This is a genomic window from Gallaecimonas zhanjiangensis, assembly GCF_057624825.1.
In genome coordinates, this window is sequence record NZ_CM172603.1 from 2,034,444 (window position 1) to 2,058,086 (window position 23,643).

General features: G+C 57.4%; 20 protein-coding genes. 11 read left to right on the plus strand and 9 right to left on the minus strand.

Annotated features, from left to right (window positions below; all coding sequences use genetic code 11):
• The first annotated feature begins 60 nt into the window (after positions 1-60).
• Positions 61-840: an IclR family transcriptional regulator domain-containing protein gene (locus AC22G1_RS09710; RefSeq protein ID WP_487316578.1), complete on the plus strand. Its 780-nt coding sequence runs from the start codon at positions 61-63 to the stop codon at positions 838-840.
• A 4-nt stretch (positions 841-844) separates the two neighbouring features.
• Here the strand turns inward: AC22G1_RS09710 and AC22G1_RS09715 are convergent, their stop codons facing one another.
• Positions 845-1,615 carry a CoA-transferase subunit beta gene (locus tag AC22G1_RS09715; protein ID WP_487316579.1) on the minus strand — a complete coding sequence of 257 codons (771 nt, stop codon included), beginning with the start codon at positions 1,613-1,615 and terminating at the stop codon, positions 845-847.
• Positions 1,608-2,462 carry a CoA transferase subunit A gene (locus AC22G1_RS09720; RefSeq protein WP_487316580.1) on the minus strand — a complete coding sequence of 285 codons (855 nt, stop codon included), beginning with the start codon at positions 2,460-2,462 and terminating at the stop codon, positions 1,608-1,610. The genes AC22G1_RS09715 and AC22G1_RS09720 overlap by 8 nt, the downstream gene beginning before the upstream one ends.
• A gap of 287 nt (positions 2,463-2,749) precedes the next feature.
• Here AC22G1_RS09720 and AC22G1_RS09725 point away from each other — a divergent pair, with 287 nt between their 5' ends.
• The 5 genes from AC22G1_RS09725 to modF all read left to right on the plus strand — a co-directional run bounded on the left by AC22G1_RS09725 (position 2,750) and on the right by modF (position 8,601).
• Positions 2,750-3,742, plus strand: a complete 993-nt coding sequence (locus AC22G1_RS09725; RefSeq protein ID WP_487316581.1) for a Bug family tripartite tricarboxylate transporter substrate binding protein — start codon at positions 2,750-2,752, stop codon at positions 3,740-3,742.
• A 41-nt stretch (positions 3,743-3,783) separates the two neighbouring features.
• On the plus strand, positions 3,784-4,290 hold the full coding sequence (locus AC22G1_RS09730; protein WP_487316582.1) for a tripartite tricarboxylate transporter TctB family protein: 507 nt from the start codon (positions 3,784-3,786) through the stop codon (positions 4,288-4,290).
• Between the two features lie 63 nt (positions 4,291-4,353).
• The gene (locus AC22G1_RS09735) at positions 4,354-5,835 is read left to right on the plus strand and encodes a tripartite tricarboxylate transporter permease (RefSeq protein WP_487316583.1); all 1,482 of its coding nucleotides are present in this window, start codon (positions 4,354-4,356) and stop codon (positions 5,833-5,835) included.
• 48 nt (positions 5,836-5,883) lie between these two features.
• Positions 5,884-7,098 (plus strand): 3-oxoadipyl-CoA thiolase, encoded by a 1,215-nt coding sequence (pcaF, locus tag AC22G1_RS09740; RefSeq protein ID WP_487316584.1) that lies wholly within the window; start codon positions 5,884-5,886, stop codon positions 7,096-7,098.
• A gap of 81 nt (positions 7,099-7,179) precedes the next feature.
• Complete coding sequence (modF, locus tag AC22G1_RS09745) at positions 7,180-8,601, plus strand: molybdate ABC transporter ATP-binding protein ModF (protein WP_487316585.1); 1,422 nt, start codon at positions 7,180-7,182, stop codon at positions 8,599-8,601.
• A 43-nt stretch (positions 8,602-8,644) separates the two neighbouring features.
• Here the strand turns inward: modF and AC22G1_RS09750 are convergent, their stop codons facing one another.
• From AC22G1_RS09750 to AC22G1_RS09760, 3 genes are all read right to left on the minus strand, one after another.
• On the minus strand, positions 8,645-10,537 hold the full coding sequence (locus AC22G1_RS09750; RefSeq protein WP_487316586.1) for a TRAP transporter permease: 1,893 nt from the start codon (positions 10,535-10,537) through the stop codon (positions 8,645-8,647).
• A 5-nt stretch (positions 10,538-10,542) separates the two neighbouring features.
• Positions 10,543-11,475 (minus strand): TAXI family TRAP transporter solute-binding subunit, encoded by a 933-nt coding sequence (locus AC22G1_RS09755; protein ID WP_487316587.1) that lies wholly within the window; start codon positions 11,473-11,475, stop codon positions 10,543-10,545.
• A 248-nt stretch (positions 11,476-11,723) separates the two neighbouring features.
• A complete protein-coding gene (locus tag AC22G1_RS09760) occupies positions 11,724-12,614 on the minus strand; it encodes an aldo/keto reductase (RefSeq protein ID WP_487316588.1) in 891 nt (296 codons plus the stop codon).
• Positions 12,615-12,917: 303 nt separating this feature from the next.
• Here AC22G1_RS09760 and cyoA point away from each other — a divergent pair, with 303 nt between their 5' ends.
• From cyoA to cyoE, 5 genes are all read left to right on the plus strand, one after another.
• Entirely contained in the window at positions 12,918-13,832 is a 915-nt protein-coding gene (cyoA, locus tag AC22G1_RS09765) for a ubiquinol oxidase subunit II (protein ID WP_050658143.1), read from the plus strand.
• A 2-nt stretch (positions 13,833-13,834) separates the two neighbouring features.
• Positions 13,835-15,817: a cytochrome o ubiquinol oxidase subunit I gene (cyoB, locus tag AC22G1_RS09770; RefSeq protein ID WP_487316589.1), complete on the plus strand. Its 1,983-nt coding sequence runs from the start codon at positions 13,835-13,837 to the stop codon at positions 15,815-15,817.
• Between the two features lie 12 nt (positions 15,818-15,829).
• The gene (cyoC, locus tag AC22G1_RS09775; RefSeq protein ID WP_487316590.1) at positions 15,830-16,438 is read left to right on the plus strand and encodes a cytochrome o ubiquinol oxidase subunit III; all 609 of its coding nucleotides are present in this window, start codon (positions 15,830-15,832) and stop codon (positions 16,436-16,438) included.
• The gene (gene cyoD / locus AC22G1_RS09780) at positions 16,438-16,779 is read left to right on the plus strand and encodes a cytochrome o ubiquinol oxidase subunit IV (protein ID WP_487316591.1); all 342 of its coding nucleotides are present in this window, start codon (positions 16,438-16,440) and stop codon (positions 16,777-16,779) included. Before cyoC ends, cyoD begins: the two co-directional genes overlap by 1 nt.
• A 64-nt stretch (positions 16,780-16,843) precedes the next feature.
• The gene (gene cyoE / locus AC22G1_RS09785) at positions 16,844-17,710 is read left to right on the plus strand and encodes a heme o synthase (protein WP_487316592.1); all 867 of its coding nucleotides are present in this window, start codon (positions 16,844-16,846) and stop codon (positions 17,708-17,710) included.
• 43 nt (positions 17,711-17,753) lie between these two features.
• On the opposite strand, the gene thrC is transcribed toward cyoE, so the two are convergent.
• From thrC to AC22G1_RS09805, 4 genes are all read right to left on the minus strand, one after another.
• Positions 17,754-19,001 carry a threonine synthase gene (gene thrC / locus AC22G1_RS09790; protein WP_487316593.1) on the minus strand — a complete coding sequence of 416 codons (1,248 nt, stop codon included), beginning with the start codon at positions 18,999-19,001 and terminating at the stop codon, positions 17,754-17,756.
• Complete coding sequence (gene thrB / locus AC22G1_RS09795; protein ID WP_487316594.1) at positions 19,001-19,900, minus strand: homoserine kinase; 900 nt, start codon at positions 19,898-19,900, stop codon at positions 19,001-19,003. Before thrB ends, thrC begins: the two co-directional genes overlap by 1 nt.
• A gap of 1 nt (position 19,901) precedes the next feature.
• Positions 19,902-22,295 carry a bifunctional aspartate kinase/homoserine dehydrogenase I gene (gene thrA / locus AC22G1_RS09800; protein ID WP_487316595.1) on the minus strand — a complete coding sequence of 798 codons (2,394 nt, stop codon included), beginning with the start codon at positions 22,293-22,295 and terminating at the stop codon, positions 19,902-19,904.
• A gap of 219 nt (positions 22,296-22,514) precedes the next feature.
• A complete protein-coding gene (locus tag AC22G1_RS09805) occupies positions 22,515-23,597 on the minus strand; it encodes a putative porin (RefSeq protein ID WP_487316596.1) in 1,083 nt (360 codons plus the stop codon).
• Positions 23,598-23,643 lie beyond the last annotated feature (46 nt).

Consider the following 23,643-nt stretch of genomic DNA (forward strand, 5'->3'; position numbering starts at 1 on the left):
TGGCGATGGGACTATCATGTGCGATATTCGCACCAAATGTTCGGTATTCAATAAAAAGCCATGGCAGAGCAGCAAAAAAACGACACCGTAGACAAAGACTTTCTGGCCACCTTTGCCCGTGGCTTGGAGGTCATTAAATCCTTCGATGCCCAAACCCCGGCCATGACCCTGACCGAGGTGGCCAAGAAGAACGATCTCTCCCGCGCCTCGGCCCGCCGCTTCTTGCTGACCTTGCAAAAGCTCGGTTACGTGAGCAGTGACGGCAAACAGTTTCGCCTCACCGCCCGGGTGCTGGATCTGGGCTACAGCTACTTGTCTACCCTCAACTTCGGCGGCGTTATTACCCGCTACATGGAAGAGGTGACCTTGAAGCTTGGCGAGTCGTGCTCGGCCTCGGTACTGGACGGCCAGAGTATCGTCTACATTGCCCGGGTGCCGGTGCGCGGCCTGCTGCCCATCAACCTGCAAATTGGCGCCAAGCTGCCCGCTTACGCCACGTCCATGGGCCGGGTACTGTTGGCTGCCATGCCGCAGGAACACCTCGACATCTTCCTGGCCGAGGCGCCCTTTGAGGCCCTTACCCCTTACACCCTGACTGAGGCCAGCCAGCTTCGTGAAGAGGTGGACAAGGTACGCCAGCAAGGCTACGCCATTAACGATCAGCAACTGGAACTGGGCCTGCGCTCGGTAGCGGTGCCGGTGTTTGACCGCCATCGCAATGTCCGTTTTGCTTTGAATGTCAGTACCCATGTGTCCAAGGTCTCGAAAGAAAAACTGATCGCCGAATTCGTGCCGCTACTGGAAGAAACCGCAAAAAAAATCACGGCATCGCTGCCGTGATTGTTCAGTTGTAGGCGGCCTGGGTCCGGGCATTCAAGTCCCGTAATATGGCCAGCTCCTGCTCGGTTGGGGCAGGGGTGATGGCCACCTTGTCTGCCACTTTTAGCGGCCAACCTGTGGCTTCAACCACCTGCTCGACGCTCACCCCGGGGTGCACTGAGGTCAGGGTCAGCTCGCGGCTCACCGGGTCTGGCTCCAATATCCCCAGATCGGTTATCACCATGGCCGGGCCCTTGCCGGGCAACCCAAGCTTTTCACGGCTGTCGCCGCCATCGAGAAAGCCCACCGAAGTAATAAAATCGAGCTTTTCAACAAAGGCGCGGTTGGAATGCTTGAGGGTAATAAGCACCCGCTGGCAGTGAGAGGCTATCTCCGGCGCGCCGCCAGCGCCAGGCAGGCGCACCTTGGGATTGGCATAGTCGCCAATGACGGTGGTGTTGATGTTGGCAAAGCGGTCAATCTGGGCGGCGCCCAGGAAGCCGGTGCGAATTTTGCCGCCCTGCAGCCAGTAGCGGAACATCTCCGGCACCGACACCACGCCCTTGGCGGTATCGGCCAGTTCGCCATCACCGATAGACAGCGGCAGCACCTGCGGTTTGGTGTCTAAGGTGCCGCTTTCATAAATCAGCTTGATGTTACGGGCGTGGCTTAGCCGCGCCATGTTGGCCGCCGCGCTTGGCAGGCCGATACCGACAAAACAGACATCGTCTTCGGCCAGCATCCGAGATGCCGCCACCGTCATCATTTCAGAAGAGCTGTAGCTCGCCTCAGACATAATCGGCCTCGCGCAGTTTATCCATGAATTGCTGGTGGTCCTGGGTGTCCAGCACGAATTGCTGCATCCAGGCGCTGAAGGTGGCGTGATCCCGCGCTATGGCATCCCACTTGATATAAAAGCGGTTGTTGCGAGGGTAATAGCCGCTGGCATAAGAAGGGAAGGCGCCCATGGGCACACAGCACACCGCTTCAATCACCCAAGACGGGATGATGGTGCCGCCTTGGCTGTCATCTACGCTCTCGACAATCTCTTCAACGGTGACAATGGCCACCTTGGCTGCCAACACCGCTTCTTTTTGCACCCCAACGATGTCTTTGAGCCAGACATTGCCTTCTTTGTCGGCCTTTTGGGCGTGGATGATGGCCACGTCCGGGTTGATGGCCGGCACCGCCGCCAACACCTTGCCGGTGAAAGGGCAGGTGAACGACTTGATGTTGGGGTTGACGCTGGCATAAGAGGTGCCCTGGTAGCCGTCAAAAATGGCGACCGGCAGGCCACTGGCGCCGGCTGCATAGGCGTTGGCCATGGCGGCGTGGGCGTGTTCTTCGATGGCAAGGGGTTTGGGGTTGTGGTTCTCGAAGGCATCGCGAAAGCGGTGCAGGGAGCCCACCCCGGGGTTGCCGCCCCAGGAGAACATCATCTTGTCGACACAGCCCATACCGATGAGCTGGTCATAGATAAGGTCTGGGGTCATGCGAATAAGGGTCAGGCCGGTGATCCCCTGACGGATGATCTCGTGTCCTGCCGCGAAGGGGATAAGGTGGGTAAAGCCTTCCATCGCCACTGTACTGCCGGGCAGAACATAACGACTGATGGCTTCCGTTAAGGTCAAGTGCTGAGCCATGATTTCCTCTATGTTCGTATATCGCACATATGTTCGATTAATGAAAAGCGTAAGAGCTGCCTTAAGGCCTTGTCAAGGGACTTTGCAGGGGGTTTTGTGCCCTGAACTGGACGGATCTGTACGAAAGGCCCCGTGTTACAGGGCGTTAGCCTCTTTACGCTTCCGTAAAATGCAAATTGCCATAGCCTTTAGTCGTAACTGGCTTGATCGGCCTGCACTTTCATGCAAGAGTCTAATCGTCAGCATTTACGAACAAAAGTTCGATAATCGAACGAGAGGTGATAACGATGAAAAAACGCACATTTGTGGGGGCTCTGTTTGCCATGGGAGCCGCAGCTGCGCTCTCCTTTACGTCATCTGCCAGCGCGGCAGGAGACTGGCCGCAGGAAAACATTACCTTGGTGGTGCCTTACGCCGCCGGCGGTACCACCGACATCCTGTCGCGCCGCGTTGCCGACTTGCTGCAAGGGGAACTGGGTAAGCCGGTTATCGTTGAAAACCGCCCCGGCGCCGGCTCCACCGTTGCCACTGCGCAACTGACCCGAGCCCGCGACCCTAACTACCGCATTCTGATGGCCTCACCGGGCCACTCCATCGGCGCCGCCATCTATCCTGGCCTGCGCTACGATCCGGTGAATGATTTTCGCTTTATCCGTAACGTCATCAACATTCCCAACGTGCTGGTGGTACCGGCCAACAGCCCTTACAACAGCGTGGCGGATGTAGTTAAGGCGGCCCGTGAGAAAGACGGCATGGCCTTTAGCTCCTCCGGTGTGGGTAGCTCCATCCACATGTCTGGCGAGCTCTTTAAAAGCATGATCCACGGCAAAATGGTGCACGTGCCGTTCCGTGGCTCAGGTGAAGCGCTGCCGGCTCTCATCTCCGGCGACGTAGACTTGTCCTTTGAAAACCTGCCCGCGGTGCTGCCCTCTATTAAAGGTGGCCAGCTCAAAGCCCTGGCGGTAACCACCACTCACCCCTCTCCTTACCTGCCTGGCGTACCTACCATCGCTGAAGCGGGTAAAGACTTGGGTCTTGCCGATTATCAAACCTCCGCTTGGTTCGGCTTGATTGCCAACAAGAAGATGTCTGATGAAGCGGTAACCAAACTGCAAGCCGCCCTCACCAAAGTCATGGCCAGCGACGCTTTCAAGCAGTTCCTGCCGCAGATCGGTGCCGAACCTGCCACCGAACAAGGCGAAGCCTTCAAGGAATTCGTAGCCAAAGACGTGAAAAAGTGGGCCGCCGTGGCTGAAGAAGCCGGCATCCGCCGCAACTGATAGACCAAGGGCGGGGGCAACCCCGCCCGAGGAGAAGACCGATGGAAAGCCTTTCCATGACCCAACCCAAATCCCGCACCCTGCATTTTAACGTCGATGTCCTTTTGGGCATGGTGTTTCTGGTGGCCTCGGCCGTGTTCCTGTGGGAGCTGGTGCCCAACTACATCGAACAACCCGGTTACATGCAGCACCCGCTGCTGTCACCGCGCTTCTTGCCCGAGGTGATGGGCTGGATAGTGCTGGTACTGAGCCTGGGCCTTATCCTCGGCGGCTTGACCCGCCAGGTAGGCAACAGCCAGGAGCGCCTGCTAAAAGACGTTCCCTTTGCCCAGTACGCCAGCATCTTTGTGGCCCTGGTGGTTTACGGCTTTGGCTTTCAATGGCTTGGTGCCATGGTCAGCGGAGTTGGTGCCACCTTATTGCTCTTTGCCGCCCTTAAGGTGCGACACCCTTTGCTGTACGTATTTGCTGTGCTGTTCCCACTGGCCGTTTGCTGGGCCTTTATCAGTGGCTTGAATGTGCCATTGCCCAGCGGTGACCTGTGGTGATCCGATGCAAGGACGCGACGAGCCGTCGCCGGCTCGCCCTGAAACACACTTGAGACGTATCGGATGGAAAACTTTCACGAGGTGCTCAGCCTTTTCCTGAGCTGGAACAACCTGCTGATGATTGCCGTTGGCGTGCTTATCGGCGTTATCATCGGTGCCATTCCTGGCCTGACCGCCACCATGGCTGTCGCCCTGGCGTTGCCCTTTACCTTTGCCATGGAGCCCATCACCGCCATTTTGCTGCTGGTGGGGATCTACAAAGGGGGCATGTACGGCGGCTCCATTACCGCTATTTTGATTCGAACCCCCGGCTCGCCGGCTTCGGCCTGTACCTTGCTTGACGGCTACCCGCTGGCCCAGCAAGGCCAGGCCAAGAAGGCCCTGCAAATGGCCCTTTATGCCTCTTGCATCGCCGATTTCATCTCCAACCTGTCCTTGATCTTCTTGGCCGGTTACCTGGCGAAAATTGCCCTCAGTTTCGGCCCGCCGGAATACTTCTGGCTGATCTGTTTTAGCTTGACCATCATCATTTCGGTGTCTGGCAACTCCATTCTCAAGGGCCTTATCGCTGCCGCCTTTGGCATCATCGTGTCCACCATCGGGCTCGATGCGGTGTACGGCACCCAGCGCCTGACCTTCGACAACTTCGATTTGATGGACAAGGTCAACTTCGTGCCGCTGCTGATTGGTCTGTTTGCCATCCCGGAGATCCTCGATTTCTACCTGACCAAGGCCAAGCCCCATATCCAGTCCGCTGCCAAGGGCGCCTCTGTGACGATGGGCGAGCTTAAGCAGTCGCTAAAAACCATCATCCGAGGCTCGGTTATCGGCGTGATCATCGGCGCCATTCCCGGCACCGGCGCCACCGCTGCGTCCTTTATTTCCTACTCCGAAGCGCGCCGCACCTCGCCGCGCAAAGACAACTTCGGCAAAGGGGAAATCGAAGGGGTAGCGGCGGCCGAGTCGGGCAACAATGCCGTGGCCGGGGCGACCCTCATTCCGCTGCTGTCTCTTGGCATTCCGGGGGATGTGATCACCGCCATCATCCTCGGCGCCTTTATGCTGCACGGCCTGACGCCGGGCCCGCTGATGTTCCAGGAAAACATCAACCTCATCTATGCCCTGTTCTGCGGCATCATGCTGAGCTCTGTGGTGCTCTTTATCACCGGCAAGGTGGCCATCCGCTACTTCTCGCTCATCGCCGACATTCCCAAGGCGGTGCTGTTCCCGGTGGTGCTGATGTTCTGTATCTACGGCGCCTATGCGGTGAACAACAACACCTTTGATATCAGCATCATGCTGCTGTTCGGTATTGTTGGTTTCATCTTCAACCGCACCGGTATTGCTGCCGCGCCGTTTTTGATTGGCTTCATCCTCGGCCCCATGTTCGAGGACAACCTGCGCCGCACCATCTTGATTGGCAAGGGCGAAGCCAGTGTCTTCTTCCGCAGCCCCATCGACTGGTTCTTTCTGGCTCTGACGCTGCTTTCCCTGGGTTTTGCCGGCTTCCGTTACTGGCAGTCACTGAAAAAAGGCAAAGCCTGATATTTCGGGCCGGGCAGCCGCCCGGCCCCTTCAACTCGGTAGCATGTTATGACTGATGCATATATCTGCGACGGTATCCGTACCCCCGTGGGCCGCTTCGGTGGCGCCCTGGCACCGGTTCGCCCCGATGACTTGGGGGCCATGGTGCTCAAATTCCTGCTGGAAAATAACCCTAAGCTGGCCCCCGACGCCATCGACGACGTGGTGTTTGGTTGCGCCAACCAAGCCGGTGAAGACAATCGCAACGTCGCCCGGATGTCGGCGCTGCTGGCCGGGCTGCCCGAATCGGTCCCCGGCACCACCGTCAACCGCCTTTGTGGCTCGGGGATGGACGCCATCGGCATTGCCGCCCGCGCCATCAAAAGCGGTGAGCAGCAGCTGGTGTTGGCAGGCGGGGTCGAATCCATGTCTCGCGCGCCTTTTGTCATGGGCAAAGCCGAGAAGGCCTTTAGCCGCGAGCCCAACGGCCTTTACGACACCACCATCGGCTGGCGCTTTATCAACCCGCGCATGAAGGCCCAGTACGGGGTGGACGCCATGCCGGAAACCGCCGAAAACGTGGCAGATGACTTTAATGTCAGCCGTGAAGACCAAGATCTCTTTGCCTTTGCCAGCCAGCAGAAGGCCGCCAAAGCCCAGCAAAAGGGTATTTTGGCCGAAGAGATCATGCCGGTGACCGTAGCCCTAGGCCGCGGTAAAACCCTCGAATTCAGTGCCGACGAGCACCTGCGCCCGGACACCACCCTTGAAGCCCTTAACGCCCTCAAGGCGCCGTTTAAGCCCGATGGCAGCGGCTCTGTTACCGCAGGTAACGCATCGGGCGTCAATGACGGCGCCGCCGCCCTTATCGTTGCCTCCAAGGCCGCTGCCGAGAGCCATGGCCTGACCCCCAAAGCGCGCATCGTGGCCATGGCCACCGCCGGGGTGCCGCCCCGGGTGATGGGCATTGGGCCGGTACCTGCCGTGAAAAAACTGTTGGCGCAGACCGGCATCAGCCTTGATGAGATTGGCGTTATCGAGCTTAACGAGGCCTTTGCCGCCCAGGGCCTGGCGGTGCTGCGCGAACTTGGCCTCAAGGACGACGATGCCAGGGTCAACCCCAACGGCGGCGCCATTGCCATCGGCCATCCTCTGGGCATGAGCGGTGCCCGCCTGGTGCTGACCGCCACTCGCGAACTGCACCGCAGCGGTGAGCGTTACGCCCTTTGCACCATGTGCATTGGCGTGGGGCAGGGCATTGCCATGCTGTTGGAAAGGGTTTGAGCACCCTTGCGCCGATAACGGCTTTGTGACAAAAACAAAAAGGTGCCCAAGGGCGCCTTTTTTGACCCAGGGAGCCGTTGTATGTGGAGTATCAAAGAGGCCCGGTTTCGGGTAACCCAAGAGCTGTCCCTCGAGGTGCCAGCCTTGAGCTTGGAAAAAGGCGGCTGCCTTGCCGTCACCGGCGGCAACGGCGCCGGTAAATCGCTGCTGCTGCGGGCCATCGCCGGGGAATTAGCGCTGCTTGCCGGGGAGCGAACCGGCCCAAAGAGCGACGCCCTGGTGTCCATGGACCGGCAACTGGCGCTGTGGGATGAGGCTTTTAAAGACGCCAACACCGATTGGGTCAAAGACGACGAAGCGCTGGTGCCCAGTGCCCGCACCCTGCTGGGCGCTACCTTGGCGCCAAAAGCCCTGGCGCTGGTTGACGCCTTTGGCCTGGGCCATGCCCTGGATCGGCCCTTTACCGTGCTCTCCAGCGGCGAAGGGCGAAAGTTGCTGCTTATCAAAGCGTTGCTGGACGAGCCATCGCTGTTGCTGCTGGACGAGCCCTTTAGCGGCCTGGATAAGGGCGCGCGCCAGGCGCTGATGAGTGAGCTTAAAACCCTCAACAGCCAAGGCACTACCCTGGTTCTGGCGCTAAGCCGCCTGGACGAAGTGCCGGATTTTTGCCCCCAGGTGGCGCTGATGGACCGCTGTGTGTTAACGCGCCTTAGCGACAAAAAGGCGCTGCTTGGCGAGCGCCAGCAACAGGTGCTGCCCGAGTTGCCACCGGCTCCTAAAGCCTTGCCGGAGGTGAGCCGGCCGCTGTTGAAAGTCGACAACCTCAAGGTGAGCTACCAGGACAACCTTATTATCGACGGCCTGAGCTGGACTTTAGCGCCGGGCCAGCACTGGCAAATCGCCGGGCCCAATGGCGCCGGTAAATCCACGTTGCTGTCGGTGCTGACCGGCGAGAATCCCCAGGGTTTTAGTAACGAGGTGTACCTTTTTGGCAAAAAGCGCGGCTCCGGGGAGACCTTGTGGGATATTCGCCAGCAGCAGGGGTTGGTGTCGCCAGCTCTGCATGGCGCCTACCGGGTCAATTGCAGCGCCCTTGAGGTGGTGCTGTCGGGGTATTTTGATTCCATTGGCCTTTACCAAAGCGCCGGTGACAACCTGCGGCAGTTGGCGGCGCGCTGGCTTGGCATTGTTGGCCTGGCGCATAAAGCGGGCAGCGCCTTTTTATCGCTCTCTTATGGGGAGCAGCGCTTGCTGCTTATCGCCAGAGCCATGGTTAAACACCCGCCGCTGCTTATTCTCGACGAGCCTTACCAGGGCATTGATGAAGGGCACCGTCAGCAAATTAACGGCTTTTTGAGCTTGCTGATGGCCAAAGGGGAAAGCCAGTTGCTGCTGGTAAGCCACCACGATGAAGACATGCCGGTGGGGATCACCCATCAGCTGCTCTTTGAGCAGGGCGAGGGCGGCTGGCATTACCGGCAAAGGCCACTGAGCGCGGGGTAAAAAATACCGGGCAAGGCCCGGTATTTTTATCTCAAGGGGCTGATTAATCGTCAGCCTTACCTTTTTTCCAGTCCCACAGCATGATGGCGGCCAGCACTACCAGTGCGCTGATACGCAGCACCGGGTTGTGCACCAGCATCAGGCAGGCGATGACCAGCAATACCACGCGCAGCACGGGGCCCAAGCGGTTTACCAGACGGCCTTCCACGCCACAGGCGAAGGAGATAATAAGGCCGATGGTCGCCAGGATGGCCACGGTGAAGTCAAAGGCGGTTTCATCGGCGCGCCACAGCAGCCCGGAGTAGGCCATCATCAGCGGGATGATGAAAAAGCCAAAGGCGAGCTTGAAGGCTTGCACGGATGACTTCATCGGCGACGCACCAGCGATACCGGCGCCGGCAAAAGCAGCCAGAGCGATGGGCGGGGTCACGTTGGAGGTCTGGGACAGCCAGAACACGATAAGGTGCGCGGTCAATACCGGTACACCAAATTCGTTCAGGGCCGGCACCGCCATCACCGACAGCACGATGTAAGCCGCAGTTACCGGCAGGCCCATACCCAGCACCACAGCAGCGATGGCGATAAGGATAAAGGCGCCCCACAGGTAGCCACCGGACAGCGCCAGCAGTGCCTGGGTAAATTGCAGGCCGATACCGGTTTGGCCGACCACACCCACCACGATACCGGCCGTGGCACAGGCGGCGCTGATGGGGAGGATCATCAAGGCGCCGTCGCGCAGGCCTTCGAGCAGCGCTGAGAACTTCACCCAGGTTTTGCGGCGGCTAAAGGCAGCCAGCACAATGGCCAAGCAGCCTGCCAGGCCCACCAGCACCGGTGAGTAGCTCATCAAGAGCAGCACGGTGATAAGTACCAGCGGCACCAGGTAATGCCAGCCCTGTTTTACCACGACCCGCACTTTCTCGACGTTGTCCATGCCCTTGAGACCGAGCTTACAGGCCATCAAGTGCACGTACAGCAAGGTACAGAAGAAGTACAGGATGGCCGGCGCGATGGAGACCAAGAGGATCTCGGAGTAGGGCAGGCCGGTAAATTGCGCCATTACAAAGGCGCCAGCGCCCATGACCGGCGGCATGATCTGGCCCCCTGTGGAGGCTGCCGCTTCAATGCCGGCGGCTTGCTCGGGCTTGTAGCCGAGCTTTTTCATCATCGGGATGGTCAGGGCGCCGGTGGTCACGGTGTTGGCGATGGCCGAACCGGAGATGGAACCCAGAGCCGCCGAGGCCAACACCGACGCTTTGGCCGGGCCACCGCGATAACGGCCGGCAATGGCGAAGGCGCAGTCGATAAAGAACTGGCCGGCGCCGGTTACCTGCAACAAGGCACCGAACAGCACGAACACGAACACTACGCCCGCGGAGATAGCCAGCGGAGCGCCGAATACGCCGTTGGTTGAGAAGATGTGGAAGCGAATAAGCTCCTGCAAATCAAAACCTTTGCTGGCAAATTCGTCCGGCAGCAGGTTGCCCCACAGGGCATACACCAGGAACAGAATGGCGATAAGGCTCATCACCCAGCCCACGGTGCGGCGCGTGGCTTCCAGCAGCAGTACGATAAGCACGGCGCCGGTGTAGAGATCCACGTTACCCAGACCGTCCAGCAGGAAGCTCAGGTCGTCATAATCAAAGTGCGACAGGCGATAGCCTGCCCAAACCGCGATAAGGGCGCAGATAAAATCGAGTCCGCGACCTAGAACATAGAGACCGTTGGGGGAACCGTCTTTCTTGAAGGTGGGTTTGACTAGGAAAATGAGGACCAGCACCCAGCTCAAGTGGATGGGCAGGAACACCGGCGCGGAGAGTTCAGCAGCCAGGCCATGCCAAATCTGGAAAACAGTAAGGGCTATCGCAATAGCCCCGATTAAATAATCGAACCCGCCAAGCTTGACGGGTTCTTTTGCGACTTCTTGTTGCTGCATGGGGCTTATTTGCCTTTCATCTCATTGTAATAAGCCAGGCTGCTTGGGTGCAGAGGCGCACCTTCGAGACGTTCCATGTTAGCAACGGTGGTGTTTTTGGCATCGGCGATGACGTTTTTGATCTTGTCCATGTTAGCAAAAGCGGTCTTCACCATTTCGGTGGCCAGTTTCGGGTCAAGATCCTTCTTCACAACCAGCACGTTCCAAACGGCAGGGGCAGTGAAGGCCGGTACCTTGTTATAGGTTTCGGCGGGGATGTCCATACCGGCATAGGCGGGCAGGGCAGCGTGGATCTTGGCCAGCTCTTCTTTACTGAAGGACAGCACGCGAACGTCGCGGGTCAGGGCCAGCTCGGTGATGGCACCGACACCGGCGCTGCCGATGATAACGCCAGCGTCAATCTGACCGTTGGCCAGGGCTTCGGTGGTGGCGGTGTAGTTCAGGCTCTGGGCTTTGAAGTCGCCTTCATTGATGCCAAGGGCTTTGAGGATGGCGGTAGAACCTACGCGGGTACCGGAACCGGGGGCGCCAACAGACACTTTTTTGCCTTTGAGGTCTTCAACGGACTTAATGCTGGAGTTGGCAGGAACGATGAACTGCACCACGTTGGGGTACAGGGCGAACAGAACGCTGACGTTCATGGGGCGGCGGAAAGGCGCTTCGCCTTTCATGGCGGCCAGCACGGAGTCGCCCATGGCGATACCGGCCAACTGTTGGCCAGAAGCTACTTTAATGATGTTTTCAACAGAAGCGGCGGTAACTTCGGCGCGCATGTTGAAATCTTTGATGTTTTCACTCCACACCTTGGCCAGCATGCCGCCGAAGGGGTAGTAAGTGCCGCTCTGACTGCCGGTACCGATGGTGTAGTTGGCCGCGGCTACAGGCAGGCTGACTGCCAGTGACACGGTCACCAGTGTGCGTTTCAACCAGGATGTCATAGTGGATTTCCTTCTTAGTATTGTGTCTCGCCAGTTTATGAATAATTGGCATTTTGTCAGTGAGACTTTAGTTTAATGTGCTTTTGCTTCACGGCAACGACAGTTGACGTTAGCCGGTCGTTATCTGCGTTAAGTGGTAAGCGACCAAATAACCTCGCATTTTGAAACGCTGGCTACCGTTAACGTCGACCTGCCGTCATGATAACAAAGCTTCTTTATGCCGAAACACGGTAATGCTGAAACCTTGCTCAGGGCACATCGTGACCGCGACAGGCCACCCATAACCGATACCACTGCTCGTTACTCAGCCTTACCTCAAGGGCGGCTGTGGCTTCTTGCAGCGCCGCAACGCGGCCTGAGCCGGTAATAGGAAGGGGCTGGCTGGGGTGGCGCAGTATCCAGGCGTAGGCGAGGGTGGCTAGGCTACAGCCGTGCTCTTTGGCGAGGTCTTCAAGCACGGCCCGCACCCGAAGGGCTGCCGGGTCTTGGCCACTAAATAATCTGCCACCGCCAAGGGGAGACCAAGCCATAGGCCTGATGCGTTTGCCCTGGCATTGGCTAAGGGTGCCGTCGTCCAAGGATTGGTGTTCAAGGACCGACAATTCCAGTTGGTTGGTTACCAGCGGGAACTGGTCATCAAGCAGTGAAAACTGCGCGGCGCTGTGGTTGGATACCCCAAAGTGCGCCACTTTTCCCTCTTTTTGCAGTTCCCTGAAGGTTTCGGCGAGGGCGGCGGCGTCCATCAGATAATCAGGGCGATGAATAAGAAGAAGGTCGAGCTGCTCGACCCCCAGATTGGCTAACGAGGCCTCAACCTGGGAACGGACATAAGCCGCGGAAGTATCATAATGATTAAGCTGATAGGGGCGATTGTCGCTTGTCAGCTTAATACCGCACTTGGAGACAAGCTGGATTTGCGCCTTAAGATGAGGGGCAATCTTCAGCGCTTCCCCAAACAGCTGTTCACAGCGGTAGTCACCGTAAATATCTGCATGGTCAAAGGAGCTGATCCCTAATGCCAGTGCCTCCTCTATAAAACGAATGCGAGCTTGAATATTGAGCTGCCAGTCGGCCAAACGCCACATGCCAGCTACAATGTTCGACAACTCAGGCCCGTTAGGGGCAACTGCTACTCTCATATATCCCTCGGGAAAACAAAAGAAAGAGTGTGCCAGAGTCGCTTGCTAATACAAGCAAGGTCATGCCGGGGAAACGGTCTGATACCTTGCTTTTTGTCAAATGAAGTCAATAACTTTTAACGGAATGTAAGGCGAGACCGTACGAAAAGGTGTTTTGTTCCCCACGCGGGTTGAACGGGGTGTTTTTCACTGGAAATGGTAGGGTTTTTCTTGGTACATTCCGCGGCTAACAATTACAACGCAAGTCCCCTGTAGCGAGCTCTTATGTTCCTCGAGGCAGTCATTTTGAGGTGAGGTTATGATATGAAAAGTAAGTGGTTAACCAGTCTTACTAAGGTGCTCTCCCTGGGAGCGGCCTTTTTGTTGGCTGGGTGTGACGATATGGTTCTGATGAACTCCAAGGGCCCGGTAGGGCAGGGCGAATGGTCGTTGATCGTTACCGCCTTCATCCTGATGCTGATCGTGGTTGTTCCCGTCATCATCATGACTGTGCTCTTTGCTTGGCGTTATCGCGCATCCAACACCAAGGCTACTTATACCCCCATGTGGTCTCACTCTAATGCCCTTGAGGCAACAGTGTGGTCCATCCCTCTGGTCATCATCGCCATCCTTGGCGTGATCACTTGGAAGTCCAGCCACGAGTTCGACCCCTATCGTCCTCTGGATTCGGACAAGCAACCTCTGACTGTTCAAGTCGTATCTCTGGATTGGAAATGGCTGTTCATTTATCCGAAGCAAGGCATCGCTTCCGTGAATGAGCTGGTGATCCCGCCCGGTACCCCGGTGAAGTTCGAGATCACCTCCGGCACTGTTATGAACTCCTTCTTCATTCCGCAGCTCGGTGGCCAGATTTACGCCATGGCGGGGATGTCGACTCAGCTTCACTTGCAGGCCGACCACCCGGGTACTTATGACGGTATCTCTGCTAACTACAGCGGTGCTGGCTTCTCCGGCATGAAGTTCAAGGCCATTGCTACTGCCAATGACCAAGACTTTGAAGCCTGGGTTGCCAAGGTTAAGAGCGGCTCCAAAGAGCTGACTTATCCTGGCTACAAAGCGATCGCTCTGAAACAGGACCATATGCCTGTTGAGTACTTCTCTTCTGTAGAGCCGCAGATTTACCACCAAATCGTGATGAGCTTTGACCAAGTGGTTGAGCACAAGATTGAATACAATCACGAAATTGGCGAGAAAATGGGCGCTGGCGCTGAGGAATAACGATGTTTGGAAAATTAACCTGGGATCAAATTCCCTATAACGTGCCGATCCTGGTAGGCACCTTTGCGGTAGTTGCGCTGCTAGGGATTGCCCTGGTCGGCGCGCTGACCTACTACAAAAAGTGGGGCTACCTGTGGCGTGAGTGGCTGACTTCGGTTGACCATAAAAAGATCGGTGTCATGTACATGGTTGTTGCCATCGTGATGCTGCTTCGCGGCTTTGCCGACGCCATTATGATGCGTTCGCAGCTGGCCCTGGCCCATGATGGTCAAGGTGGCTTCCTGCCTCCGCACCACTACGACCAAATCTTCACCGCCCACGGCGTTATCATGATCATCTTTATGGCCATGCCTATGGTGATCGGCCTGATGAACATCGTGGTTCCGCTGCAGATCGGTGCCCGTGACGTTGCCTTCCCCTTCCTCAACAGCATCAGCTTCTGGCTGTTTGTGGGTGGCGTGATCCTGGTAAACATCTCCCTGTTCGTTGGCCAGTTTGCCACCACCGGCTGGGTTGCTTATCCGCCCCTGTCGGAGAAGGCGTTCAGTCCCAGCGTGGGGGTTGATTACTATATCTGGGCGATGCAGATATCCGGTATCGGTACGACCCTGACCGGCGTTAACTTCTTCGTGACCATCCTGAAGATGCGTGCCCCCGGCATGTCCCTGATGAAGATGCCCGTGTTCACCTGGACCATCTTCGTTACCACCATCATCATCATGGGCGCGTTCCCGATGCTGACTGTGGCACTGGGTATGCTGACCGTAGACCGTTACCTGGACTTCCACTTCTTTACCAACGATGCGGGCGGCAGCCCGATGATGTACGTCAACCTATTCTGGGCCTGGGGTCACCCCGAGGTGTACATCCTCATCCTGCCTTGCTTCGGTGTGTTCTCTGAAGTCATATCGACCTTCAGTACCAAGCGCCTGTTCGGTTATACCTCCATGGTATATGCCACCTGCGCCATCGGTTTCCTGTCGTTCGTAGTGTGGCTGCACCACTTCTTCACCATGGGCTCTGGCGCCAGCGTCAACGCCTTCTTCGGTATTGCGACCATGATTATCGCCATTCCGACGGGTCTGAAGATTTTTAACTGGCTGTTCACCATGTTCCGTGGCCGCGTGCAATTCAATGCACCGGTACTGTGGACCCTGGGCTTTATCATCACCTTCTCCATCGGTGGTATGACCGGCGTACTGCTGGCCGTTCCCGGTGCTGACTTCCTGCTGCACAACAGCCTGTTCCTGATTGCCCACTTCCATAACGTGATTATCGGTGGTGTGGTGTTCGGTGTTATGGCCGGTATCAGCTTCTGGTTCCCCAAAGCCTTTGGCTTTAAGCTCAACGACAAACTGGGCCAAGCTTCCTTCTGGTGCTGGTTCGTGGGCTTCTTCCTGGCCTTCATGCCGTTGTACGTACTGGGCTTCATGGGTATGACCCGTCGTCTGAACCACTACGACAACCCGGCTTGGACTCCCTGGCTTAACATTGCCGTTATCGGTGCTGTGGTGATCCTGTTCGGTATCATCTTCCAGCTCATCCAGATCTTTGTGAGCATCCGTAACCGTGATGCCAACCGCGATCTGACTGGTGACCCGTGGAATGGCCGTACCCTGGAATGGTCCACTTCCTCACCGCCGCCTTTCTACAACTTCGCCCATACCCCGGTTGTTCATGACCTTGACGCCTGGTGGGATGAAAAAGAGAAAGGTACTGCCTACAAGCAGGTTGCTCCCTATGAGCCTATCCACATGCCTAAGAACACTGCATCCGGTGTCTTTGTCGGTGCGTTCATGACCGTGTGTGGTTTTGCCCTTATCTGGGACATCTGGTGGCTGGCTGCCGTGACTTTCATCGGTGTTATTGCGACCGTTATCGTTCGCTCCAACATCAAGGACGTTGATTACTACGTCCAAGTTGATGAAATCGAACGTATCGAAGGCGAGCACAAAGCTAAGCTTGCCGCCGCAGCGAAGGTGTAAGGAATTTCAACTATGTCGAGTGAAGCTATTCACGCACACGATGCCCACGACCATGGGCATCACGATGCAGGAGCCCTGAAGGTTTTCGGCTTCTGGATCTACATCATGACCGACTGTATTCTCTTCGCGACCCTGTTCGCGGCTTATGCAGTCCTTTATAGCCACACCGCAGGCGGCCCGTCTGGCAAGGATATTTTCGAACTGCCTTTTGTGCTGGTCGAAACCTTCCTGCTGCTGATCAGCTCCTTTACCAGTGGCCTGTCTATGCTGGCCGTTCACGCTGGCAAGAAGAGCCAAACCATCGGTTGGCTGATCGTCACCGCTCTGCTGGGCGCTGGCTTCGTTGGTATGGAAATCTATGAGTTCCATCACCTGATCCTGGAAGGTGAAGGCCCTCAGCGCAGTGCCTTCCTGAGCGCCTTCTTCAGCCTGGTAGGTACCCACGGTCTGCACGTTAGCTTCGGCTTGCTGTGGATGATCGTGATGATTTTCCAAGTTGCCCGTAACGGCCTGACTGATGTGAACAACGTCCGTCTGCAGTGCCTGAGCTTGTTCTGGCACTTCCTGGATATCGTCTGGATCTGCGTATTTACCGCTGTTTACCTGATGGGGGCCCTGTAATGAGTGCACATTCTCATACTGACGCCGGCGCAAGCCACGGCTCTTTCAAGTCCTATTTTATTGGCTTTATCCTGTCGATCATTCTGACCGTGATCCCCTTTGCCATGGTGATGAACAGTGCAGCCTCCACGGCTGTTACCGTTACTGTCATGGTCATTGCCGGGTTGGCTCAGGTACTGATCCAGTTGGTATTCTTCCTGCACATGAACAGCTCGTCTGAGCAGCGCTGGAACGTCAATGCCTTTGTCTTCGCCGTGATCATCGTTGCCATTCTGGTGGCGGGTTCCGCTTGGATCTTCTGGCATCTGTACGGTCTGACCATGCCAATGATGGGCCACTAAGGCCTATCCCAAAGGGGGCAGCCGAGAGGCTGCCCCTTTCACTCTCAAGCCAGCAGTATCACCCATGATTAAGAAGTTCATTGGCATCACCAAGCCAGGCATCATCTTCGGTAACCTTATTTCGGTTGCCGGTGGTTTTTTTCTGGCCTCCAAGGGCAGCTTTAGCTGGTTGACCCTGGTAAGCACCCTGGTGGGTGTTTCCTTGGTGGTGGCTTGTGGTTGTGTGCTGAACAACTGTATCGACAGGGACATCGATAAAAAGATGGAACGGACGCGTAATCGAGCCACCGCTACTGGTGAGCTGCCGATGGGCGTTGCCCTGGTATACGGTATTGTCTTGGGCGTGCTGGGTACCGCTTTGCTTTGGGCTACTACCAACCTGTTGGCGGTTGCCATTGTCTTGGCCGGCCTGGTCATCTACGTGGGCTTATACAGCCTGCTGTTCAAGCGCCATTCGGTACATGGCACCCTGATTGGCAGTTTCTCTGGCGCTGCGCCACCTTTGGTGGGGTATTGTGCTGTGAGCAACCAGCTGGATCTGGGCGCCGTTATCCTGTTTTTGATTTTCAGCCTCTGGCAGATGCCCCATTCCTACGCCATTGCCATCTTCCGCCTCAAAGACTACTCGGCCGCATCCATTTGCGTGCTGCCGGTGGCCAGAGGGGTAGGGGTAACCAAGAAGCACATCATTGCCTACATTGTCGCCTTTGTGGTGGCCAGCTTGTTGCTGACCGTTACCGGCTACACCGGCTATGCCTACTTCGTGGTGGCACTGGGTCTGGGCACCTACTGGTTGCATATGGCCATCAAGGGTTACAAAACCAAGGATGATGCCACCTGGGCACGTAAGCTGTTTGGGTTCTCCATCCTCACCGTGACGGTGCTGAGCCTGATGATGTCTATCGATGCGGCCGTAGCTGCCGCCGGCTGAACCATCAATAGCCATTAAAAAGGCGCCCATTGGGCGCCTTTTTTCATGCCTGAAGTAAATAATGCCGAAGCTGCTGCCAGTCGTTCCCCAGCTTTTTGGAAAGGTTGGGCTTTTCCATGGCATCTTGCAGGGCCTTGGGTAGCGGCACCGGAATACCGAGAATGGTGCTGACGCTTTCGGCAAACTTGGCCGGGTGGGCGGTACAAAGGAAGGCGCCGCGCTCTTTGTCTTCAAGGTTATTGAGCAGGGCCTTGAACGCCACGGCGCAGTGGGGCTCGCCTAGGTAGTCGAGAATTTGCAGGGTCTGCATCGCGGCCTTGGTATCGGCTTCACTGACCGCTTCCCCTGTCAAAGACCAGCCATGGCTGGTCAAGAGGTGTTCGACCCTTGGCCAGTTGTTAGGGCGGCTCACGTCCATGGCGTTGGAGAGGGTGGCAACGGTGGCATGGGGCTGCCATTGGCCGTTGGCTAGATAACGGGGCACGGTATCATTGCTGTTGGTGGCGGCGATAAAACGCTTGATGGGGGCGCCCATGGCCTTGGCCATCAGGCCGGCGGTCAGGTCGCCAAAGTTACCGCTCGGCACGCTCACCACCAGGTTGGGCTCGGTCAGGGCCAAATCCCAAAAATACAGGATTTGTGCCAGCAAACGGCTGATGTTAATGGAGTTTGCCGAGTTAAGGCCGATGGCGTTTTTCAGCTCTTCGTCGTCAAAAGCCGCTTTTACCAGGGCTTGGCAGTCATCGAAACTGCCTTCCACGGCCAGGGTCTCGATATTGCCGCCTAGGGTGCAAAAGAGCTGCTCCTGGGGGCGGCTTATTTTGCCCTCAGGGTAGAGCACCACCACCCGCACCCCTTTTAAGCCGTGAAAGGCATGGGCGACTGCCGCGCCGGTGTCGCCCGAGGTGGCGGTGAGGATGGTGATGGGCTTGCCGTCGCTGAGCCGTGCCAGGCACTGGGCCATAAAGCGGGCGCCGAAATCTTTAAAGGCAAGGGTCGGGCCGTGGAACAGCTCCAGGGCAAAGTGTGGGCCGACCGGCACCAGCGGCGCTTCGAAGGGAAAGGCCTTGGCGATCATCTCGGAGAGCGTCGGCTCGGAGAAAGTGTCTTTTAAAAAGCCTGACAAAATCTTCTGGTAACGCTGATGGCGAGGAAGCTCAGCGAGCTCACTGGCGTCCAATACTGGCAAGCTTTCCGGGAAGAACAGTCCTTGGTCTTTACCCAGGCCCTGGCGCACCGCCTGGCTGAAGCTAACCCGTTGTTCGGGGTGTTTGAGGTTATAAAACTGCATCATGACTCCAGAGTCCGTGCGCCGAGGTCGTCAACCCGGCAAAGATGGGCAAAGCCGTTATGGGGGGCCACCCATTGCTGGGCGTCGGCCAGGGCCTGTTCGGCAGCGGCCATGTTATCAAAGACGGCAAAAAGGGTAGGGCCGGAGCCTGACAAACCACTGCTTAAGGCCCCTTGGGCCATCAATTTATCTTTTAACGCCAAAAAGCCCGGCACCAGCGGGGCGCGGCATGGCTCAACTACGTTATCGACCATCAGCTTGGCCGCCAAACGCCCCTCGCCGCGATGGAGCGCATCGACAAAACGCCCCAGGTTGGAGGCCTGCGCCACCGCTTGGCTAAGGGCAATCTCTTTGGGCAGGATGGCGCGCATGGCTTTGGTTTCCAGGCGAATACCGGGGTAGGCCAGCAGCCAGACCCAATTTTCTGGCACCGGCAGCTTGGCGTCATGCAGGCACAGGCCGCCCAGCAGGCAGGGCAGCAGGTTGTCCCAATGCACGCCGCCGGAAAGCTCGCCTTCCAGTTCTGCCATCAGTGCCTTGGCCGCATCAAAATCCAAAGGAGAGCCAAAGTAGCGATTGATGGCCTCCACTGCGGCCACCACGCTGGCTGCCGACGAGCCGATACCGGAGCCGATGGGCATGCCTTTTTCAAGATGCATGGCAACCGGAGTGGTAATGCCGGTCAGCTCGCGAAACCGCCACAACGCTTTTTCGACGATATTGGTGCCGCTTAGCTCATGGGCGTAAGGGCCTGTGACCTCAAGGCTGTCTTTAACCGCTTCTTCGACTGTCAGCACATCACCGATGGCGGGGCCATCAAGGGGCGCCAGGGCAACCCCCAGGCTGTCAAAGCCGACATTGAGGTTGGCGGAGGTGGCGGGGGCAAAAACGCGGACCATGTTAAACCTCCCGCATCCAGTTAAGGGTACGCAGCACGTCGGCAAAGATGCCAGCGGCGGTAACATCGGCGCCAGCGCCGTAGCCGCGCAGCAGCAGCGGCACCGGGCTGTAATAACGGGTCAAGAAGGCCAGCGCATTTTCGCCGTCGCGAACCCGGTGCAGCGGGTGGTTGGCGTCCACCGCCTGCACGCCAACCAGGCCTTCGCCATTCTCTATTCGCCCGACATAACGCAGTACCTTGCCTTCGGCCTTGGCGTCGCTGACCTTTTGGGCCATGGCGTCATCAAGCTCAGGGAGCCTTGCGAGGAATTCGTCCTGGCTGAGGCTGGCAAAGCTTTGGGGCAACAGGCCAGTGAGTTTGATGTCGGCAAGTTCCAAATCGAGACCGGCTTCACGGGAGAGAATAAGCACCTTGCGGGCCACATCGAGACCGGACAAATCATCTCGTGGGTCAGGCTCGGTAAAGCCTTTTTCCATGGCTTCACGTACCGCCTGGGAAAAGGACACACCGTCTTCGAGGCGGCCAAGCAAAAAGGACAGGGAGCCTGAGAGAATGCCGGAGAAACTTTGCAGCTCGTCACCGGCGTGCAGCAGGTTTTGCAGGTTCTCGATAACCGGCAGGCCAGCACCCACTGTGGTGTCGTAGAGGTAGCGGCGGCGGTGCTGCTTGGCGGTTTTCTTAAGCGCCTTGTAGTGGGCGAGGGCGCCGGTGTTGCCTTTCTTGTTGGGGGTGACCACATGAAAACCCGCTTCCAAAAAGGCCTGATACTGCGCCGGCAGTTCGTCGCTTGCTGAGCAATCCACCAATACCGGGTTTAATAAGTCCTGGCTCAGGGCTCTTAACGCCGCCAGATCGAGTGGCTGGCCTTCGGCTTCCAGCGCCTGGTGCCAATGGGCAAGGGACAGCCCCTTGGTATCCACCAGCATTTTCTGGCTGTTGGAAAGCGCCACCACCCGGGCGTTGATGCCCTGTTTGGCCAGCCAATGGCCCTGGCTTTCCAATTGGCGCAACAGCTCAGAGCCCACATTGCCGCAGCCTAGCAGTACCAGCTCCAGCGGCATGGAGCTGTCAAAAAAGGCCTGGTGCACCATCTTCAATCCGCGAGCGGCGCAATCACCTGGAATAACGGCCGAGATGGCCCGCTCCGAGGAGCCTTGGGCGATGGCCACCACATTGATGTTGGCCCGGCCCAGTTGAGTAAAGCAGCGCCCGGCAACACCCTTGGCCTGGCACATGTTGTCGCCAATCAAGGTGAGGATGGCCAGATCCCGCTGGACGCTGACCGGCTCGAGCATGCCCGAGGCAAGCTCAAGGGAGAAAGCGTCTTCGATGGAGTTAACGGCGCGGCGCTCGTCCACCGAGTTCAAACAGAAACTGATGCTGTATTCGCTGGAGGACTGGGTAATGAGCAGCACCGATACTCCGGCCTGGCCAACGGCGGCGAAAATGCGGCTGGCCATACCCACCATGCCTTTAAGGCCGGGGCCGCTGACCGACACCATCACCACATCGTTGAGGCTGGAAAGGGCCTTGACCGGCTTGTCAGACGGCTCCACTTGGGTATCGATGCGGGTGCCTGGCAGGCTGGGGTCGAGGCTGGAGCGGATCCAGGTGGGGATATGAAAGCGGCCTACCGGCCCCAGGGTTTTGGGGTGCAGTACCTTGGCGCCAAAGTGGGAGAGTTCGAGAGCTTCAGAAAAGGAAAGCTGGCGCAGCTTTTGGGCCTCAGGCACCAGGCGCGGGTCGCACTGGTAAACGCCGTCCACGTCAGTCCAGATGATCAGCTCTTCGGCGCCCAGGCAGGCAGCCAGCACGGCTGCCGAGTAATCCGAGCCGTTACGGCCCAGCAGGCACTGGCCGCCGTCTCGGTGCCCGGCGTAAAAGCCGGCCATGATGGCAAGACGCGGCTGCTTTTCTCTCAGCCCCCGGCATTTATTGCGAGAGGCGTCCAAGTCCACCAAGGCGTCAAGACGAGGCCCATAACCGAGGAAGAGACCGGCCGGGTCGAGCTGCACCGGTTCATCCGCTTCAAGAATGTGGCTCAGTACCAACACTGACAAACGCTCGCCAGCACTGGCGATGGCAACCCGGGTGCCTTCAGGGCAATGGCCCAGCAAGGCAATGCCCTGGCACCAGGCTTCCAGTTGGTTGGCCCATTGCGCTAACGCATCGGTCAGGGCCGGGTAACGCGCCTGCCAAGGCGCCGTGATGGCCTGAATATCAGTGGCCTGGGTATCGTCGCACAGGGCAACCAGTTGATTGGTTACCCCTGCCGGCGCCGATAACACCACGGCTACGGCGCTGTTTTCCAGGGTTTCTCTTACCTGCCGGGCAACAGATTCAAACCTGTCTGGCGTGGCAAGGGAGCTACCACCGAATTTCATGACCTGCATTTTTTACTCTCCATAAACAAAAAGCCCGCCGGTGAGGGCGGGCTTTTCTGATGTTTGAATTGCTTCTTGTCAATTCACCAACAGCGCCCGCCAGTGCCACACAATGGTGGTACCGGTAATGGTGCGGGTAATGGTGGTGAGTTGACGCAAATTCATGGCTGACTCCTAAAGCGATGGCTATATCCTTCTCTTATCAGGGCCATCCTTGTCAACAAATTTTTAAAAATAATAGCCGATGTTGATGTTGAGCCTGGAGTGCCAACCGTTGTTGTCGGGGCTATCAAAGCCGATACCGTCGCCACCGGCAAACCACATGTTTTTACCGGCTATCCAGTCAATGTAGGTGTAAAGGCCGCCCTTGACTAACAGACAGCCCGTCACGTTCTGTATTGAATTATCGATGCCCTGGCCGGATGCCAAGGTCTGGGTGTGGTCGTTATAACAGGTAACGGTGTCAACAAAGTCGTTGTTCACTGTAAAGGTCTTGGCGAGATTGAGCGACACCACATCGGCTTCACTTGCCACCGGAAAAGGGAATTGGAAGGCGGAAAGCTCAACGGTATCGGTACCGGTGTCGTACTTGTAGTGCGCTTCTTGCAGCTGCACCTGCCAGCCGGCATCGTTGCTCCAATCGGCATGAAGGGCGCCAGCCCAGCGGCTATCGTGCGTCTTGGAATCATACCGATACAAACGACCAAGTTGAGCGGATGCGCCTAACTTCAACTTACTGGATGCAAAATGCAGGGTGCGCTCTGCCCGCAAGTTGATTTGGCCATTTTCGTCGGCCCGCTGGCCGTCAACGGCGGCCAGATCGAAAGAATATCGGTCGTAGCGGTCGCCGCTCTGGTATTCGGCATTGTGAAAATAGGCGGCGTGAAATAACCAGTCGCCGTCTTTTTGCTCGTACACCACGCCGGTGTCGTAATCGTCTTCGAGCCCAAGATAATAGGTGCCGCCGAACCAAAATCCGTGGGAGGAAACGGGCAGTAGCCCAAAGGGCACTAGGGTGACACCCACTTTGACGCTGCGGTCTTCATCGAATTTGTAGCCGACATAGGCGTGGTGAATGGCTTCAAAGTCCTGATACCAACGGTACTGCGCCGAGTAAAACCAATTGCCGTCGTCACCGTTGATGTCGATACGAAACAGCTCAATATCCCACTCGCCGTTTTTATCCTTGTTGCTCTGGTCGTAGTCCTTCCAAGCGTAATTGAGGCGCACCGCGCCGCCAATTTTAACGTCAGCCCAGGCAGGTTGCGTGCCAGTGAGCGCCAGTACGGCGATAAGGAGATGCTTTTTCATGGCAGGTCCATATTGTTCGTGGGCGAACAAGTATGGTGCTGATGTT